Annotated in this window: 16 protein-coding genes; 8 read left to right on the forward strand and 8 right to left on the reverse strand. The window is 69.7% G+C overall.

Features of this window, described 5'->3' with window-relative positions:
- The first annotated feature begins 1 nt into the window (after position 1).
- The 4 genes from HPO96_RS30675 to HPO96_RS30690 are packed head-to-tail and all read left to right on the forward strand — an operon-like array spanning position 2 to position 6,138.
- Positions 2-2,416 (forward strand): DUF5682 family protein, encoded by a 2,415-nt coding sequence (locus HPO96_RS30675; RefSeq protein WP_171677874.1) that lies wholly within the window; start codon positions 2-4, stop codon positions 2,414-2,416.
- Entirely contained in the window at positions 2,413-3,585 is a 1,173-nt protein-coding gene (locus tag HPO96_RS30680; protein WP_171677875.1) for a VWA domain-containing protein, read from the forward strand. The genes HPO96_RS30675 and HPO96_RS30680 overlap by 4 nt, the downstream gene beginning before the upstream one ends.
- Positions 3,582-5,702 carry a YML083C domain-containing protein gene (locus HPO96_RS30685; protein ID WP_171677876.1) on the forward strand — a complete coding sequence of 707 codons (2,121 nt, stop codon included), beginning with the start codon at positions 3,582-3,584 and terminating at the stop codon, positions 5,700-5,702. Before HPO96_RS30680 ends, HPO96_RS30685 begins: the two co-directional genes overlap by 4 nt.
- Positions 5,703-5,712: 10 nt before the next feature.
- Positions 5,713-6,138: a DUF2000 family protein gene (locus HPO96_RS30690; protein ID WP_171677877.1), complete on the forward strand. Its 426-nt coding sequence runs from the start codon at positions 5,713-5,715 to the stop codon at positions 6,136-6,138.
- Here HPO96_RS30690 and HPO96_RS30695 read toward each other — a convergent pair.
- The 6 genes from HPO96_RS30695 to sdhC form a co-directional block, all read right to left on the reverse strand.
- Positions 6,135-7,352, reverse strand: coding sequence for a beta propeller repeat protein (locus HPO96_RS30695; protein ID WP_171677878.1), 1,218 nt, complete (start codon positions 7,350-7,352; stop codon positions 6,135-6,137). The genes HPO96_RS30690 and HPO96_RS30695 overlap by 4 nt on opposite strands.
- A complete protein-coding gene (locus HPO96_RS30700) occupies positions 7,345-7,836 on the reverse strand; it encodes an RNA polymerase sigma factor (RefSeq protein WP_171677879.1) in 492 nt (163 codons plus the stop codon). The genes HPO96_RS30695 and HPO96_RS30700 overlap by 8 nt, the downstream gene beginning before the upstream one ends.
- A gap of 80 nt (positions 7,837-7,916) precedes the next feature.
- Positions 7,917-8,621 carry a succinate dehydrogenase iron-sulfur subunit gene (locus tag HPO96_RS30705; protein ID WP_167217328.1) on the reverse strand — a complete coding sequence of 235 codons (705 nt, stop codon included), beginning with the start codon at positions 8,619-8,621 and terminating at the stop codon, positions 7,917-7,919.
- Positions 8,621-10,363, reverse strand: coding sequence for a succinate dehydrogenase flavoprotein subunit (sdhA, locus tag HPO96_RS30710; RefSeq protein WP_171677880.1), 1,743 nt, complete (start codon positions 10,361-10,363; stop codon positions 8,621-8,623). The genes HPO96_RS30705 and sdhA overlap by 1 nt, the downstream gene beginning before the upstream one ends.
- 19 nt (positions 10,364-10,382) lie before the next feature.
- The gene (locus HPO96_RS30715) at positions 10,383-10,838 is read right to left on the reverse strand and encodes a succinate dehydrogenase hydrophobic membrane anchor subunit (protein ID WP_171677881.1); all 456 of its coding nucleotides are present in this window, start codon (positions 10,836-10,838) and stop codon (positions 10,383-10,385) included.
- 1 nt (position 10,839) lies between these two features.
- Positions 10,840-11,217, reverse strand: coding sequence for a succinate dehydrogenase, cytochrome b556 subunit (gene sdhC / locus HPO96_RS30720; protein ID WP_171677882.1), 378 nt, complete (start codon positions 11,215-11,217; stop codon positions 10,840-10,842).
- A gap of 206 nt (positions 11,218-11,423) precedes the next feature.
- On the opposite strand from sdhC, the gene HPO96_RS30725 reads away from it, so the two are divergent.
- Positions 11,424-12,239 (forward strand): MBL fold metallo-hydrolase, encoded by an 816-nt coding sequence (locus HPO96_RS30725; RefSeq protein ID WP_171677883.1) that lies wholly within the window; start codon positions 11,424-11,426, stop codon positions 12,237-12,239.
- Between the two features lie 93 nt (positions 12,240-12,332).
- Here the strand turns inward: HPO96_RS30725 and HPO96_RS30730 are convergent, their stop codons facing one another.
- The gene (locus HPO96_RS30730) at positions 12,333-13,472 is read right to left on the reverse strand and encodes a glycosyltransferase (protein WP_337796878.1); all 1,140 of its coding nucleotides are present in this window, start codon (positions 13,470-13,472) and stop codon (positions 12,333-12,335) included.
- The gene (locus HPO96_RS30735; RefSeq protein ID WP_337796879.1) at positions 13,469-14,593 is read right to left on the reverse strand and encodes a glycosyltransferase family 4 protein; all 1,125 of its coding nucleotides are present in this window, start codon (positions 14,591-14,593) and stop codon (positions 13,469-13,471) included. The genes HPO96_RS30730 and HPO96_RS30735 overlap by 4 nt, the downstream gene beginning before the upstream one ends.
- A gap of 222 nt (positions 14,594-14,815) precedes the next feature.
- Between HPO96_RS30735 and HPO96_RS30740 the strand changes: the two genes are divergently transcribed.
- From HPO96_RS30740 to HPO96_RS30750, 3 genes are read left to right on the forward strand one after another with little or no spacing between them, the layout of a single operon-like run.
- A complete protein-coding gene (locus HPO96_RS30740) occupies positions 14,816-16,396 on the forward strand; it encodes an acyl-CoA mutase large subunit family protein (RefSeq protein ID WP_171677884.1) in 1,581 nt (526 codons plus the stop codon).
- Between the two features lie 43 nt (positions 16,397-16,439).
- Positions 16,440-17,021 (forward strand): helix-turn-helix domain-containing protein, encoded by a 582-nt coding sequence (locus HPO96_RS30745; protein WP_171677885.1) that lies wholly within the window; start codon positions 16,440-16,442, stop codon positions 17,019-17,021.
- Positions 17,018-17,512 (forward strand): hypothetical protein, encoded by a 495-nt coding sequence (locus tag HPO96_RS30750; RefSeq protein WP_171677886.1) that lies wholly within the window; start codon positions 17,018-17,020, stop codon positions 17,510-17,512. The genes HPO96_RS30745 and HPO96_RS30750 overlap by 4 nt, the downstream gene beginning before the upstream one ends.
- The last annotated feature ends 198 nt before the right edge of the window (positions 17,513-17,710 follow it).

Raw genomic sequence — 17,710 nt, forward strand, 5'->3', positions numbered from 1 at the left:
GATGGTCAGCTCAGACGAGGCCGTGTTCAGCGCCGAGGGGGTGCGGGAGGTTGCGGCGGGGTTGGTGCGGGATGAGTTGGTTGTGGTGCCGGTTCGGCATCACAGTCCGGCTTGTGGGGTGTTGGTTCGGCGGTTGATTCGGGAGCGCAGGCCGAGTGTGGTGCTGGTGGAGGGGCCGCGGTCTTTCAGCGAGCTGATTCCGCTGCTGACGGATTCGGCGGCGCGGATGCCGCTGGCGGTCTACAGCTACGCGTCACGCGGGTCCGAGCGGTGGGCGGCGTACTTCCCGTTCTGCGACTACTCGCCGGAGCTGGTGGCGCTGCGGGAGGCGGCCGCGGCGGGGGTCCCCAGCCGGTTCATCGACCTCGACCTGGCTGAGCAACAGACGATCGAGGCGGAGGCTGTCGGCGAGGAGGGGGTCTCGCTGCTCGACGAGCGGCACTTCCGGCACAGCCGCAGCCTGGAGTTGCTGGCCAAGCGGCTCGGGTGCACCGACGACGAAGACCTGTGGGAGCTGCTCTTCGAGTCCGACGCCGGTACGACGGAGCCGGCCGAGCAAATCGCGCGAATGGCGGCGTACTGCCTGCTGGCTCGGGCGGACCGGAGCGAGGCCGAGCTGACCGCCGACGGGACGACGCTGCGCGAGGCAGAGATGGCCTGGCATGTCCGAGAGGCGTTGCGGAGCCGGAGCCCCGGTGACGGCCCAGTGTTGGTCGTGCTCGGTGGTTTCCACGGTGTGGTCCTGCCGCAGCTGCTCGCGGACGACGTGCCGCGCCCGGAGATCGACGTCGACGGCGTGACGGGGCAGTCCGCCCTGATCCGCTACACATTCGAGCGGCTGGAGCGGCTCAACGGCTACGGCGCCGGGATGACCGCACCGGCCTGGCATCAGCGCCTCTGGCAACAGCTCGTCGACCCACCGGCCGGCCAGCATCCACGCGTCGCCGCGACGCTGACCGCCGTCCTCGACATCAGCGCCGAGCTGCGTGATCGGCATCGGGTGCCGCTGCCGATGCCCGCGGTAGCAGCCGCGTTCGAGCAGGCCGTGCGGCTGGCGGAGCTGCGCGAGCGCCCCGCGCCGCTTCGGAGCGACCTGCTCGACGCAGTGCAAAGCTGTTTCGTGAAAGGCGATATCGGCGTCGAAGGCGTGCTGGTCCGAGCGGCTTGCCGGCAGACGCTGACCGGTGAGGTGGTCGGCGAGCTACCGCCCGGCGCCGGGCTGACACCGCTCGTCGAGGATGCGCGGCAGCGGCTGCGGGCCCAGCGCATCCGAGTGGACGACGCCGGTCGGCACAGCGTGTCCCTCGACCTCTACCGGAGTGCGGCGCATCGCGAGACCTCCCGGCTGCTGCACGGCCTCAGAATGCTCGGTGTGCCGATCGCCAACCGCACCGCCGGGCCGGACTTCGTCGGCGGCTTCGAGCTGAACCGGTTGCACGAGAAATGGGAGGTGGGCTGGTCACCGATCGTGGAGGGCACACTGGTCGAGGCGTCGGTCTACGGGTCCACCGTGCCCACGGCGGTCGCGACGCGCTTCGGGGAGGTGCTGGCGGCTCGGCGTACGACGGCGCTCGGGGCGCGGCAGGCGTCGTCCCTGTTGGTCCAGGCGTGTGTGCTGGGCTTGCACGAGCAGGCCGCGGTGGCGGTCGAGCTGGTGCGGGAGCAGGTCGCGGCGGAAGTGTCGTTCGTCGAGGTGGCGACGGCGGTGAGTCAGCTTGCCCTGCTGTGGGAGGCGCGGGAGCCGCTTGAGGCGCGGCGGCTGGGCGATGAGCTGCTCGGGCTGGTGCGATCGGCGTACCAGCGGGCGTTGTTGCTCGGGCGGCAGTTGAATGGCGAGCCGTGGCCGGTTGCTGCCGCGCTCGTCCAGCTGCGCGATCTCTTGGTCTCGACGACCGGGAGCGGGCTGGACGCCGAGCTGTACTGGGAGCTGATAGACGTCGTCGCGGCTGAGCATTCGTCGACGTTCGTCCGCGGCGCGGCCACTGGGCTGGCCTACTCGGCGGGGCGGGTGGCGAGTGGTGAGCTCAGCCGGCAGGTCGCCGCGTACTTGGCCGGCGGGTTGCCGGTCGATGAGAGCGTCGCCTTCCTGTGTGGTGTGCTGCTGACGGCGCGCGAAGCGGCCTGGCACGAGCAGCAGTTGCTCACCGAGTTGGACCGGCGGTTGGCGGCCTGGGATCAGGAGACCTTCGTCCGGCATCTTCCCGAGCTGCGCCTGGCCTTCGCGGAGCTGACGCCGAGTGAGACCGACCGGGTCGCCGGTCTGGTCGCGCACCTCAAAGGCCTGACCGAGTTGGGGCCGCTGACGACGCCTGGCGTCACCGCGGATGAGGTGGACGACTACCTGGCCGTCTCCGCGCGGGTCGCGGCGCAGCTGGCTGCGGACGGGCTGGCCGAATGGAGTGGTGAGCGCAGATGACGGCCGGGGAGGTGGAGCGGTGGCGGCTGGTGCTTGGGCGGTACGCCGGCTCGCAGCTGGGAGAGGCGGCCGCGGGGAGTGAGCAGGCGCGGATGGAGGCCGCGCTCGACTACCTGTACGGCCGCGAGTACGGCGGGCGCGGGGTGCGCGAGCCCAGCGGTGCGGGCGACTCGGAGGACGGTTTGGGCGGCGGCCGCGGGTCGGGAGCTGGTGGGGCGGGGAGCGAGCCTTCGGCGCCGGCTTTGGTGACTTGGTTGTCGGAGGTACGGGAGCTGTTCCCGCGGGAGACGGTGGAGATCGTCGAGCGGCACGCGCTGGACAGGTACGGCTTGACCGAGCTGGTGACCGACCCTGAGCTGCTCGAACGGCTGGAGCCGGATATCGGGCTGCTGAAGACGCTGCTCGCCCTGAAGGGACATCTGGGTGAGGAGACGCTGGAGGTGGCCCGGCGGATCATCCGGCAGGTGATCGACGAGCTGCGCCGGCGGCTGGAGCTGGAGGTGCGCGCGGCGATGGCAGGCCGGCTGAGCCAGCACCGGCACTCCCCGCTCGCGATCGCCGCGAACTTCGATCCGCACGGCACGATCCGGCGCAACCTCAAGCACTACGACCCCGAGGGGCAGCGCCTCGTCCTCGCCGACGTCCTCTTCTTCCAGCGCAACGCGCGCCGCCTGCCCTGGGACATCATCGTCTGCGTCGACCAGAGCGGCAGCATGGCCGATTCGATCATCCACAGCGCGGTGATGGCGGGCATCCTGTCCGGGCTGCCCGCGTTCCGCGTCCGGCTGGTCCTGTTCGACACCTCGGTCGTGGATCTGTCCGCGTACGTCGACGACCCGGTCGACATCCTGATGCGTGTTCAGCTGGGCGGCGGGACGGATATCGCGCGTGCGGTCCGGTACTGCGCGCAGCTGGTCGAGAACCCACAGCGCACGGTCATGGTGCTCGTCACGGACTTCTGTGAGGGCGGGCCGCCGTCCGAGCTGATTCGGGTGGTGCGTGAGCTGGCCGCGGCCCGGGTGCGCCTGCTGGGGCTGGCCGCGCTGGATGGCGACGCCGCTCCGGCGTACGACCGCGCGATGGCGGGCCGATTGGCCGACGAGGGGATGGAGATCGCCGCGCTGACGCCGGGGCAGCTCGCGTCCTGGCTGGTCGAGGTGACGGGATGACGGTGCGCGTCGAGGTGATCGCGGTCCTGGAGCGGTACGACGACGCCGCGTGGTCAGCTCTGGCCTCGCGGGGGTTGTTGCGGCGAGCGCGTAAGGATCTGGAGCGGCTCACACCGGAGGTAGTTGCTGAAGGCCCCGACATGCTGGAGGTCGTGGTCGGTGACGCGACGGTCAGCTTCGGCCCAGCCGGCCCACCGGCTGCTCGTTGCACCTGCCCGGCTGGTGCTACTTGCCAGCACGTCATCACTGCAGCCTTATGGCTGGTCGCGGCCGATCCAGCTGCCGGCGGCGAGGTTCAGTCAGTGTCGCCGGGCGACGAGCTGTTGAGGATGTCGGCGGGGGAGTTGCGGGCAGCGGCTGGGGCTGCTGCTTATCGGTGGGCTCGGGAGTTCGTGGAGGAGTTGCCGGCTGATCGGTTCCGGGTGGTGGAGGGGCATCATCTGGTGCTGTCGCTGACCAGTCCGCGGGTGAGCTTCCATGTGACGGGTGGTGGCTTGGCCGGGGTGGTGGCGGATGTGAAGCTGCCGAATGTCGAGCGGTACCAGGTCGCCGTCGTCCTGGCGTACCAGCGGGCGAACGGCGTCGAGTTGGAGCCGGTGCGGACGCGGGCCGGGCTGGATGGTGCGTTGGCTGCCCGGCGGGCCGCCGTCCGGGAGGCGGTCGAGCGGTTGGCATGTGACACCGTGCAGGTCGGGGTGGCGCATTTGTCGGAGTCGTTGCGGCAGCGGTACGAAACGCTTGCGGTGTCGGCGCAGGGCGCGGAGTACTACCGGCTGGCGTCGATGCTGCGTGGTCTCACCGGTGAGGTCGAGCGGGTGTTGACGCGATCGGCGCGGGCGGATGAGCAGGCGTTGCTGGAGCAGCTCGCGACGACGTACGCGTTGGTGACCGCGCTGGGCACGCTGGGCGACCTGCCGCGCCTGGTCGGTACTGCGCGCGGTCGCTTCGAGGCCAGTGGTCGGTTGGAACTGGTCGGACTTGGCGCTGTGCCCTGGCGGACGGCGTCCGGCCACGCTGGGCTGACCGTCGTCCTCTGGTCGGAGAGCGAGCAGCAGTTCGTCACCTGGACCGACAGCCGCCCGCCCGGCGTACCGTTCGACCCACGCGCGCGCTACACCGCACCCGGCCCCTGGAGTGGCGTCCTCAACCCCGCAGCCCTCACCGGCGCCCGCGTAACCCTCCTCAACGCCCGCATCACCCCCTCCGGCCGCCTCTCCGGCACCGAAGCCACCCACGCCACCTGCACCCCCCTCACCACCCCCAACCTGCGCCCCATCACCCGCTGGTCAGACCTCCCTTCCCCCCACCCCATCACCCCCCTCGCCGACCCCGACCACCCCCGCCCCTACGCCGTCCTCGCCCCCACCACCTACGGCACCCCCCACTTCGACCAAGCCCACCAACACCTCACCTGGCCCCTCACCGACACCCAAGGCGCCACCCTCACCCTCCACCTCCCCTACACCCCCGAATCCCACCAAGCCATCACCCACCTCGAATCCCTCCCCCCACCCACCCCACCCACCCTCCTCCTGGTCCACCTCCACCCCCAATCCCCCCAACCCATAACCCTCATCACCCCCACCCCACCCGCGGCTGACGCCGCTCAACCGCCCGAAGCACGCGACCCCAAACCCGCCGCACAACCTCCGGTCGGAGCAGTCCCACCCGCCGCCAGCGGGCATCCGGCGTCCGCGGACGCGGAGTCACCCGGCGCGGCGGGTCGAGCGGCTGTGGTCGACGGCGGCGGGCGTCCCGCGGGAACCGCTCCCTCCGCGGACGCGGAGTCACCCGGTGGCATGGCGATCGTGTCTTTGCACTTCGGGGTGGTTGAAGGGGGTGGGCGTGCTGTGGTTGGTGGGGTGTCGGCTGTGGAGCAGGTTGGTGGGGTGGTGGTGGGGTTTTGGGAGTGGTTGGTGGGGGTGGGGGAACGGGGGGTTGGGGTGGGGTTCGAGGGGGAGTTGGGGAGGCGGGTGGCGGGGCTTCGGGGGGTTGGGTTGGGGGTTTATCCGGCGGAGGGGGTGGGGGCGGCGGGGTTGTTGCGGGCTTTGTATTTGACGATGCGGGTGCTGAGGGAGGTTCAGAACGTACAAGACGGGGTGGTGGGGGGAGACTGAGGATGAGCCGGTGGACAACGAACCGATTCGCTTCGAGACCAAGATCGCCGTGCTGCTGCGGGAGGATCTGCCGACCTGGCAGCGGCTCAATGTGACCGCGTTCCTGGTGAGTGGGATCGCGGGTACGCATGCCGAGGTGGTCGGGGAGCCGTACGAGGATGCGGACGGCGTGCGCTACCTGCCGATGTTCCGGCAGCCGGTGCTCGTCTTCGAGGGCAGCAAGGAGTTCATGGCGACCGCTCACCAGCGTGCGCTCCAGCGCGGCGTCGAGTACTCCGTCTTCACCCAAGATCTATTTGCCACCGGCAACGACCGGGACAACCGCGCCGCCGTCAAGGCGGTCGGAACGCACGCGCTCGACCTGGTCGGGATCGCCTGCTACGGCCCGAAGACCGCCGTCGACAAAACCCTCAAGGGCGCCCGAATGCATCCCTAGCGCGGCGTGAAGTAACTCCAGCTCTGGCCCCGATCCGTCGTGAACGCAACCCGGGTCAGGGTCGCCGAAGGCTTCTCGACGGTGGTCCCGTACACGAGCATCGTGTTCCCGGCGAGACCGGCCAGCACCTGCGGTGCGGGCTTGATCAGCTGAACCTTGCCGTCGGTGATGCTGTACAGCGACGAGACGGCGGCGCCAGGGCTCCGGCCGGCCATCAGGACGGTGTTGTCGTCCAGCGCGACCGGCGCTCCGTCGATCCCGTACGGCGTGTTCTGGACGATGCGCCAGGTCGCGCCGCCGTCGACGGAGACCTTGGTCGTCGCGAGCCGGTCCAGCGCATCGGTCGCCGGCTTCGAGGAGGTCGCGACGATCGTGCCGCCGCTCGGGCTGACCGCCAGCCACCGGCCCGCGTCGCGGTCGTCGAGCGGTTCGTGCTTCCAGGTCTGCCCGCGGTCGAGCGTCCAGTAGATCGTGTCGTTCGCCTGGCCGCCGAGGAAGTACACATTGCCGGCAAGATCCCGCACCGGCCGTCCAGGCTTACCGACGGAGTCCGGGAGCTCCAGGCGGCGCAGGGTCGAGTTCTGCAGATTCAGGACGGCGAGCAGGCCCGGCTGCCCCAAGTCCGTCACCACCTCGTCCGAGTCGTAGGTCGCCGTCGGCGACGCGTAGCTCAGCCCTGACTGCGTCGAGCCCTCGGCGTTGAGCGTCACGAACATCGCGCTGCCCCAGCCGGGGTGGTCCGGCTCGAGCGCGAGGTCCGACGTGTACAGAGCCACTGGATCGCCGGCGACGATCAGCGTCCGCCACGGGTTCGGCCGGGTGGGGGCGAAGGCCATCATGCCTTCGCTGCCGAGTGCGGCCGCAAAGCGGCACTCACTCCGCGGGCAGGCGTTCCAGCTCGAGACCCAGCGGGTCGGGCCGGTCGCGGCGACGCCCAGCAGGGTCGCGCCGGGGCCGCGCACCAGATCCTCACCGTTGTCGAGGTCGGGGGCGGGGGTGTTGACCGACGGCTGAGGTGCGATCGGGACCTTCGAGCCGTCGGCGCCGGGGAGGTTGAGCAGCAGGTAGACGGTGGCCACGACGGCCGTGACGGCGACCAGCAACGACGTACGGCGGCGCGCACGGCGGTGCGAGGCGCGGCGGGCGAGGGTCGCGAAGGGCGGGGCGTCGACGGTTTCCTGGACGGAGAAGACCAGGTCCTTGAGATCAGACATGGTCGACCTCCTCGGTGAATTCGCGGACGAAGGGCGCCAGGCGGGCCCGGCCGCGGGCCAGGCGGGCCTTGACGGTGCCTTCGGGGATGTTGAGCTGGGCGGCGATCTCGCGGGTCGGGAGATCGACGATGTGGTGCAGGGTGATCACTTCGCGCTGGTCCCAGGGCAGGCGGCGCAGGGCCGTGACGAGGGCGACGTGGTCCGGCGAGACGCCGGGGACGGTGTCCGGCGGTGGGCCGGCGCGGCTGATCAGCCGGTGGAAGGTCGCCGCCCGGCGGAACCGGCTGCGCGCGATGTTCAGTGCGACCATCCGCAGCCAGGCCTCGGGGTTGTCGACCTGGGCGAAGCGGCTGGGTTTCTCGATCGCCCGGACGAAGGCTTCCTGGACGGCGTCCTCGGCCTCGGCCAGGCTGCCGCACACGGCGAAGAGCTGACTGACCAGCCGGCGGTAACAGCCCTCGTAGACCTCGCGCAGGTCCTCCATCGCATACCCCCAGTCAGCAATCAGCCTCTGCCCCGCACGACTCCTGAGGGGCAGAGGCTGGTTGCCTGATGTGAGCTAGCTCACACGCGGCGGAAGATCAGCGCGCGTTTCACTTCCTGGATCGCCTTGGTGACCTCGATCCCGCGCGGGCACGCGTCGGTGCAGTTGAAGGTCGTCCGGCAGCGCCAGACGCCCTCCTTGTCGTTGAGGATCTCGAGTCGCTGCTCGGTGCCCTCGTCCCGGCTGTCGAAGATGAACCGGTGCGCGCCGACGATCGCCTGCGGCCCGAAGTACTGGCCGTCGGACCAGAAGACCGGGCAGGACGTCGTGCAGGCGGCGCAGAGGATGCACTTGGTGGTGTCGTCGAACCGGTCCCGGTCGGCCTGGGACTGGATCCGCTCCCGGGTCGGCTCGTGGCCGCTGGTGACCAGGAACGGCATCACCGAGCGGTACGCGTCGAAGAACGGCTCCATGTCGACGACCAGGTCCTTGAGCACCGGCAGGCCCTTGATGGGCTCGACGGTGATCTCCTTCTCCGGGTTCAGGTCCTTGATCAGCGTCTTGCAGGCGAGCCGGTTGCGGCCGTTGATCCGCATCGCGTCCGAGCCGCAGACGCCGTGCGCGCAGGAGCGCCGGAAGGTCAGCGTGCCGTCCTGCTCCCACTTGATCTTGTGCAGCGCGTCCAGGACCCGGTCGGTCGGCTGCAGGGTGACGGCGTACGTCTTCCACTCGGCCTCGTCGACGACCTCGGGGTTGTACCGGAGGATCTTGACCTTGACGTCCATCAGTACTTCCGCTCCATCGGCTTGTAGCGGGTCTGGATCACCGGCTTGTAGTCCAGGCGGACATTGATGTTGCCCTCGGCATCGAGCTCGCGGTAGGCCATCGTGTGCCGCATGAAGTTCACGTCGTCGCGCTTGTCGTAATCCTCGCGGAAGTGCCCGCCGCGGGACTCCTTACGGGCCAGCGCGGAGACCACCAGCACCTCGGCCAGGTCGATCAGGAAGCCGAGCTCGACGGCCTCGAGCAGGTCGGTGTTGAACCGTTTGCCCTTGTCCTGCACGGAAACCTGCGCGAACCGCTCCTTCAGCCGCTCGATGTCGACCAGCGCCTGCTTCAGCGAGCCCTCGGTGCGGTACACCTGGGCGTTCAGGTCCATCGTGGCCTGCAGGTCGTTGCGGATGGCGGCCACCCGCTCCTCGCCGGTGGCGTTCCGCATCCCCTCGATCAGGTCGACGACGAAGGCCTCCGGCGCCTCCGGCAGCTCCTCGAAGGCGGCGGTCTCGGCGTACTCCGCGGCGGCGATCCCGGCCCGGCGGCCGAAGACGTTGATGTCGAGCAGCGAGTTCGTCCCCAGCCGGTTGGCGCCGTGCACCGAGACGCAGGCGACCTCGCCCGCGGCGTACAGGCCGGGGATGACGTCGTCGTTGTTGGCCAGCGCCTCGCCCTTGATGTTGGTCGGGATACCGCCCATCGCGTAGTGCGCGGTCGGGAAGACCGGGATCTGCTCGGTGTACGGCTCGACGCCCAGGTACGTCCGGGCGAACTCGGTGATGTCCGGCAGTTTGGCGTCGATGTGCGCGGGCTCGAGGTGGGTCAGGTCGAGCATCACGTACGCGCCGTCCGGGCCGCAGCCGCGGCCTTCGCGGACCTCGTTGGCCATCGCGCGGGCGACCATGTCGCGGGGCGCGAGGTCCTTCACGGTCGGGGCGTAGCGCTCCATGAAGCGCTCGTTGTCCTTGTTCCGCAGGATGCCGCCCTCACCGCGGGCCGCCTCCGAGAGCAGGACGCCGAGGCCGGCCAGGCCGGTCGGGTGGAACTGGAAGAACTCCATGTCCTCCAGCGGCAGGCCCTTGCGCCAGACGATGCCCATCCCGTCGCCGGTCAGCGTGTGCGCGTTCGACGTCGTCCGGAACACCTTGCCGAAACCGCCGGAGGCGAACACGATCGACTTCGCGCTGAAGATGTGCAGCTCGCCGGTGGCCAGCTCGTAGGCGACCACGCCGGTCGCCTTCCCGGCGACCATCAGCAGGTCGAGGACGTAGAACTCGTTGAAGAACTCGACGTTCTGCTTGATGCACTGCTGGTAGAGCGTCTGCAGGATCATGTGGCCGGTGCGGTCCGCGGCGAAACAGGACCGGCGGACGACGGCCTCGCCGTGGTTGCGGGTGTGCCCGCCGAAGAAGCGCTGGTCGATCTTGCCCTCGGCCGTCCGGTTGAACGGCAGGCCCATCTTCTCCAGGTCGAGGACGGCGTCCACGGCCTCGCGGCACATCACCTCGGCGGCGTCCTGGTCGACCAGGAAGTCACCGCCCTTGACGGTGTCGAAGGTGTGCCACTCCCAGTTGTCCTCCTCGACGTTGGCCAGCGCGGCGCACATGCCGCCCTGGGCCGCGCCGGTGTGCGACCGGGTCGGGTAGAGCTTGGTGAGCACGGCCGTCCGGGTCCGCTTGCTGGACTCGAGGGCGGCGCGCATCCCCGCGCCGCCGGCGCCGACGATGACCACGTCGTACTGATGCCGCTGCATCTGTGAACCTCTCCTAAAACTACTGGCAGACCGACAGCGTGCTGTGCGGGTCGAGGCAGGGATCGAAGGTGAAGATGACCAGCGTGCCGAGGACGACGATCACGATCGAGGCCGTGAGCAGCAGCGCCTTCAGCCAGAACCGGGTCTGGTCCTTCTCGGCGTAGTCGTTGATGATCGTCCGCATGCCGTTGGTGCCGTGCAGCATCGCCAGCCACAGCATCAGCAGGTCCCAGACCTGCCAGAGCGGGCTGGCCCACTTGCCGGCCACGAACGCGAAGTCCAGGCCGTTGATCCCGTCGCCGAGCATCAGGTTCGTGAACAGGTGCCCGAGGACCAGCACCACCAGCGCGAGGCCGGACAGCCGCATGAACAGCCAGCTGTAGAGCTCGAAGTTGGTCTGGCCGGAGCGGTTCCGGCCGCCGCCCTTGAGGTTGCGGGCGCGGGAGCTGGAGCGGGGCGCCGCGATGTCGCTCATCTCAGCCTCCGAAGACGTGGGTCAGGTGGCGGGCGACGAACGGGACGAACAGCACGACCCAGACCACGCCGACGCCGATCATCAGCTTGCGCTGGTTCCGCGGGCCCTTGGCCCAGAAGTCGACCAGGATCAGCCGGATGCCGTTGAACGCGTGGAACAGGATGGCCCCGACCAGGCCGACCTCCATCAGGCCGACGATCGGGTTCTTGTAGGTGCCGATGACCTCGTTGTAGGCCTCCGGCGACACCCGGACCAGCGCGGTGTCGAGTACGTGCACGAGCAGGAAGAAGAAGATTCCCACGCCGGTGATCCGGTGCGCGACCCACGACCACATGCCCTCCCGGCCACGGTAGAGCGTGCCGGCTGGTTTGCTGGGCAAACCGATCCTCCGATCGGATCTCGGATTCGAGAGCCGATGCGGCTGCCGCGATCTCGGCTCGGCCCGGTCGGAAACCGCGCCGGTTCGATGGTAGTCCTGCCGTTCGGCGGCTTTTGTCCTGACAGGTGTGACATCGCTCTCGCGGCGGGTTGACCTCAACCGGTCTTTAACCTCCAGGCTGAGGATCCGAATGAGGGGAGATCACGGTGAGTTTCTGGATCTGTGCAACCTGTGCTGTCGAGCATGCCGAGCAGGTCGAGGTGTGCTTGATCTGCGCCGACGAGCGGCAGTGGGTGCCCGCCGACGGGCAGCAGTGGACGACGCTCGACGAGCTGGCCGCGGCGGGGACGACGGTGGCGATCGAGGAGGTCGAGCCGGGTCTGTACGGCGTCACCTCCAAGCCGCCGGTGGGGATCGGCCAACAGTCGATGCTCGTGACAACGGCCGAGGGCAACCTGCTCTGGGATCCGATCGGTTTCGTGGACGACGACGCCGTCGCGCGGGTCCGCGAGCTCGGCGACGTGGTGGGGATCGTTGCCAGCCACCCGCACATGTACGGCGTTCAGGTCGAGTGGAGCCACCGGCTGGGCGGTGTCCCGGTCTACGTCTCCGAGGCGGACGCCGAGTGGGTCGCCCGGCCGGATGACGTCATCCGGCCGTGGTCCGGTGAGCTCAACCCGCTGCCCGGCGTCACGCTGATCCAGCCGGGTGGGCACTTCCCGGGGAGCGCGGTGGTGCACTGGGCCGCCGGAGCGGAGGGGCGCGGCGTGATCCTGTCCGGCGACACCATCTTCGCCAACCCGGACCGGACGTCGGTGAGCTTTATGCGCAGCTACCCGAACCGCATCCCGCTGTCGGGCGCGGTGGTGGATCGGGTGGCGCGCGCCGTCGACCGGTTCGAGTACGACCGGCTCTACAACAACTTCGGCTCGGTCATCCCGGTCGACGCCAAGGCGATCGTCCGCCGCTCCGCCGACCGGCACATGGCCTGGACCAGCGGCGCCAACGACCACCTCACCTAGGCGTCGCTAACGACAGGAGGTAGTGCGCCGCCGGTGCCGCTCGCAGGCTCAGCGCCGCCTGACCGTCGCCGGATCCGGCGAGTACCTCCTGTCCTAAGCGGCGAGTCTGGCGGTGGCCAGGCGGTGGTGCAGGGCGAGCATGTGGCGGATGCAGGTGGGCCAGTCGTAGCGCTCGGCGCGGTGCCGGGCCGCGGATCGGCGTCCGGGGAGCTGGGCGAGCTCCAGTACGGCGTCCGCCAGCGCGGCCGGGTTGGCGGGTGCCCAGCGGCCGCAGGAGTCGTCGACCAGCTCGCGGGCGCCACCGGTGTCGGCGGTGACGACCGGCGTCCCGGCGGCCAGCGCCTCCAGGACGGCCAGGCCGAAGGTCTCGCCGGGGCAGACGGACAGTGCGACGTCCGCCTCGGTGAGGTGCCTGGCCAGGTTGCGGCGGCCGTCGACGTACCCGTGGAAGGTGATCGGCGCGTCGCCGGCGATCGCCTCCAGCTCGTCGAGGTGCGGCCCGGAGCCGTAGACGTCCATCCGGAGCGGGACGCCGCGGCGGTGCAGCTCGACCGCGGTCGCGACGGCCAGGTGCGGGCTCTTCTCGCGGGACAGCCGCCCGGCGTGCACGAGTTTGAGGACGCCGTCGTCGGTCGGCTCGCCGAGCTCCGGGTGGAAGGTGTCCAGGTCGACGCCGAGCGGGATGCGGACGAGCGGCGTCGTCACCTCGTCGAACTCGGCGGCGGCGTACCGGGAGGTGACCACGACCGCGTCGTACGTCCGGCTGAGCAGGCGATAGAGCGCGCCGACGCCGGTCGCGACGCTCGGGCGGTACTGCGCGCCTTCGCCGCCGAGCATCTTCGGACGGGCGGTCCGCAGCGAGAGCATCGCGTCCAGGCGCTCGTGGCTGAACAGGACCGACCCGATGTCGTTCCGCCGCGCCCAGCGGGCCACCGGCAGCAGGGTCGACTTGTCGGAGATCTCGACCGTGGTCGGGCCGAACTTCTCCAGCGTGTCGATCACCTTCCACGGGTCGGTGATCAGGCGGTAGCCGCCGCCGACCTTGGGCGCCTTGATCCGGACGACGGTGCCGAACTCGGTCTCCAGGACGACGTCCCGCTCACCCGGCGTGATGACGATCCGCTCGGCGCCGGCTTCGACGTACCCCTGGCCGACGTGTTCGATCGCCGTCCGCATACCGCCGGAGGTCGGGCCGACGAAGTTGGCCAGCTGGGCGATCCGGAGGCCGTTCACGCGACCCGCCGGACGGCCGCGGCTTCGGCCAGCACCTCGGCGTAGTGCCGGTCGACCAGGTCGTCGACGACTGCGGGCCACGTCCGGGTCTGGACGCGCTCCAGCCCCTTCGCCGCCATCCGGGCGCGCGCCTCCGGGTGGTCGAGCAGGGTGCTGACCGCCGCACGCAGCGAGCCGGGCTTACCGGGTTCGAACAGCAGGCCGTTCTCGCCGGGGTGGATCAGGTCGAGCGGGCCGCCCGCGGCCGGGCCGACCGTGGCGACGCCGGAGGCCTGCGCCTCCTGGATCGTCTGGCAGAACGTCTCGTGTTCACCGGTGTGCACGAAGACGTCGAGCCCGGCGAAGATCGCGGCCAGGTCGGCGCCCCGGCGCATCCCGAGGAAGGTTGCCGTCGGCAACGCGTGTTCCAGGGCCGCGCGGTCGGGTCCGTCGCCGACGATGACGAGCCGGCAGCCGAGGTCGGCCAGCTCGGCGAGCCGGCGGACCTTCTTCTCCGCGGCCAGCCGGCCGACGTACCCGACGATCGGCTGACCGTCCGGGGAGATCTCCCGGCGCCACGCGTCGTCGCGGTGCTTGGGGTCGAACAGGTCGAGGTTCACGCCGCGGCCCCACAGGTGCACCCGCGGGACGCCGCCCTGGACGAGCGCCTCCACCGAGGCGGACGACGGGGCCAGCGTGCGATCCGCGCGTCCGTGGGTCCGGCGTACCCAGCGCCAGATCCCGCGGTCCGCGGCGGCGAACCAGGGGTACTGACGGGCGAAACCGGCGATATCGGTCTGGAAGATCGCGACCGTCGGCAGGCCGAGTTTGCGCGCGGCGCGCAGTCCGTAGGCGCCGATGATGAACGGTGACGCGAGGTGCACCAGATCCGGCCGGAAATCGGCCATCGCCCGCTCGATCGACGGGTCCGGCAGACCGACCGGGAACTCCTTGTACCCCGGCGTCCGGAAGCTCCGGGCCCGGATCACCGGGACGTCGCCGTACCGATCGGGCCCCGGCCCGGGCGCGATGATGAGCAGCTCGTGCCCGCGGGCACGCAGCCGGTCGGCGACGTGGCGAGCCGTGTTCGCCACGCCATTGATCTGCGGCAGGAAGGTCTCGGCAACCATCACGATTCGCACCCTTCGGAGGTTCCGGGTCGTGCGTGAACCCTCGGCGACGACTCCGTGACACGTGGTCGATGCCCTGTCGACGCCTTCAATGCCGCTTGATGTCTGCGCGGTGACCGGTGGGCGTCCGGCGGCGGCGGGCAGGCGAACAGCGCGTGGTTACGGACCGGTAGTGCTCGATCTCACCCGGCTGCTGCATACCTGTGGCGGGGTGGTTCGGCCTACGGTGGGGAGATGAGTCATCGCAGTGAGTCCGGGTTCGAGTTCGCGCCGGTGTACGACGCGGACGCGCTGGACGGGTTCGACCCGGCGGCGAAGCTGGGTGAGCCGGGGAAGTTCCCGTTCACCCGGGGTGTGTACCCGACGATGTACACGCAGCGGCCGTGGACGATGCGTCAGTACGCCGGGTTCGGGACGGCCGCGGAGTCGAACCAGCGGTACCACCAGCTGATCGACGCCGGGACGATGGGCCTGTCGGTTGCGTTCGACCTGCCGACCCAGATGGGGTACGACTCCGACGCGCCGATCGCCTCCGGCGAGGTGGGCAAGGTCGGCGTGGCGATCGACTCGATCGACGACATGCGGGTGCTGTTCGACCGCATTCCGCTGGACCAGGTGTCCACCTCGATGACGATCAACGCACCGGGGTCGGTGCTGTTGCTGCTGTACCAACTGGTGGCCGAGGAGCAGGGCGTCGCCGGTGACAAGCTGACCGGGACGATCCAGAACGACGTCCTGAAGGAGTACATCGCCCGCGGGACGTACATCTACCCGCCGAAGGAGTCGCTGCGGCTGATCAGCGACATCTTCGCGTACTGCAAGGCGGAGCTGCCGCGCTGGAACACGATCTCGATCTCCGGCTACCACATGGCCGAGGCCGGGGCGACGCCCGCGCAGGAGATCGGCTTCACCCTCGCCGACGGGATCGAGTACGTGCGCGCCGCCGTCGCCTCCGGGCTGGACGTCGACGAGTTCGCGCCCCGGCTCTCGTTCTTCTTCGTCGCCCGGACGACGCTGCTCGAAGAGGTCGCCAAGTTCCGCGCCGCCCGGCGGATCTGGGCACGGGTGATGCGCGACGAGTTCGGCGCGAAGAACCCGAAGTCGATGATGCTGCGCTTCCACACCCAGACCGCCGGCGTCCAGCTGACCGCCCAGCAGCCCGAGGTGAACCTGGTCCGCGTCGCCGTCCAGGGCCTGGCCGCCGTCCTCGGCGGCACGCAGTCCCTGCACACCAACTCCTACGACGAAGCGATCGCCCTGCCCACCGAGAAAGCCGCCCGTCTCGCGCTGCGCACCCAACAGGTCCTCGCCTACGAAACCGACATCACCGCCACCGTCGACCCCTTCGCCGGCTCCTACGTCGTCGAGGCCCTCACCGACAAGGTCGAAGCCGAAGCCGTCGAGCTGATGAACCAGGTCGAGGAGTACGGCGGCGCCGTCGCCGCCATCGAAAAGGGCTTCCAGAAACAGGAGATCGAACAGTCCGCCTACCGCATCTCCCTCGAGATCGACGCCGCCGAACGCGTCGTCGTCGGCATGAACAAGTTCAAGATCTCCGCCGAAGAACCCTACGAACCCCTCCGCGTCGACCCAGCCATCGAGGCTCAGCAAGTCGAACGCCTCAAAGCCCTCCGGGCCTCCCGGGACCAAACCGAAGTCGACGAAGCCCTCGCCGAGCTCACAAAGGCCGCCGAAACCTCCGACAACTGCCTCTACCCCATGAAACGAGCCCTCAAAGCCCGAGCCACCGTGGGCGAAGTCTGCAACACCCTCCGCGCCGTCTGGGGCGTCTACGTCCCCGCCGACACCTTCTGACCATCTCCAAGTATTATCTAATTAGATAATACTTGGAGGAGTGATGGATCGGGACAGCCTGGCGGTTTCTGAGGCGCTCGGGCGTGCGGTTGCGGTGAGCGGGCTGTCGCAGGCTGCGTTCGCGACCGCGCTCGGGACATCGGCTTCGCGGTTCTCGACCTATCGATCCGGCAAGACCAAGCCCACCGCGCAGTTCTTCCTGCGAGCCGGCCGAATCGCGAGCGCGCTTCAGGCTGCTCGGGAGTACCGCATCCTGACGGCCCCGGCGACGGCCGCCGCCATCCGCGAAGCAACCGATGTCGAGTGGGCCTGGCGAGTGCTGCTCCAGGGCCGGGACCACCTGCGGTTGCTGCTCGCGCGCCACGACGGCGCCGAAGCAGCCTGGGAGGCGGCCCCGGCCACCACCGGCCAAACCGCCTTCGACACCCTGCTCGCGACTCTCACCGCCCGCGAGTTCGCCGCCGCCGGCGAAGATCCCCCGACCTGGACCGAAGTCGAACCGCTCGCGGAACCGTGGATCCCCGACCACCCGTTCCTCAGCCGCGACGAGATCATCGCTCAGACCCCGGACTACCTGGCCCGCCTCAACATCTTCGTCCCCGCACGAGACCTGGTGACCGCATGAGCGAAACACCCCACGAGTTCAGAGCCGCCGAAATCGTCGACCTCCTCTCGGAGCTCGACAAGAGACTGAAGGCCCGCGGCGCCGCGATCGCCGTCACCGCACGCGACAACCCTCGGCGGACCGAGGACATCGACGCCATCACCCGGGACGACGTCGTCCTCGAAGAAGCCCGCGCGATCGCAGCACAGCGCAAACTCCCCGAGGACTGGCTGAACACCCGAGCCGGCGCCTGGGTGCCACCGCTGCCGCCGGACGCCTTGCAGCACGACGACGTTGCGGGCCTGCACATCACCTACGCCGCCGACGAGTTCCTCCTGGCCACCAAACTCGTGGCACAACGCCGCAAGGACGCCGCAGACATCGTCGTACTCGCCGACCGCCATACACCTGCAAGCCCCCTCAGCCGCCGACCTCGAACAGCTCGTCCGTCGCTACTACACCGACGAAGGCGCGCTCGAGTTCATCCTCGACGGCAGCGACGTCGACCGTGAGCTCCAGCTACTCGCGCTCAGAGCCGAGCGCCTACTAGCGAACCGTCAACCGCAGCGGCAGCCCACTGCGGCTCCGACGAACTCGACCACTCGCCGCCAGCCGCGTTCAACTGCCCAAGAACGCGATTGAGTACTCGAATGGCATCGCCCCGAACATCGCTCGGGGACGGCCGCTCGCGGTGACTGCCCGTGCCGCCT

The organism is Kribbella sandramycini (assembly GCF_013131805.1).
Lineage (GTDB): Bacteria > Actinomycetota > Actinomycetes > Propionibacteriales > Kribbellaceae > Kribbella > Kribbella sandramycini.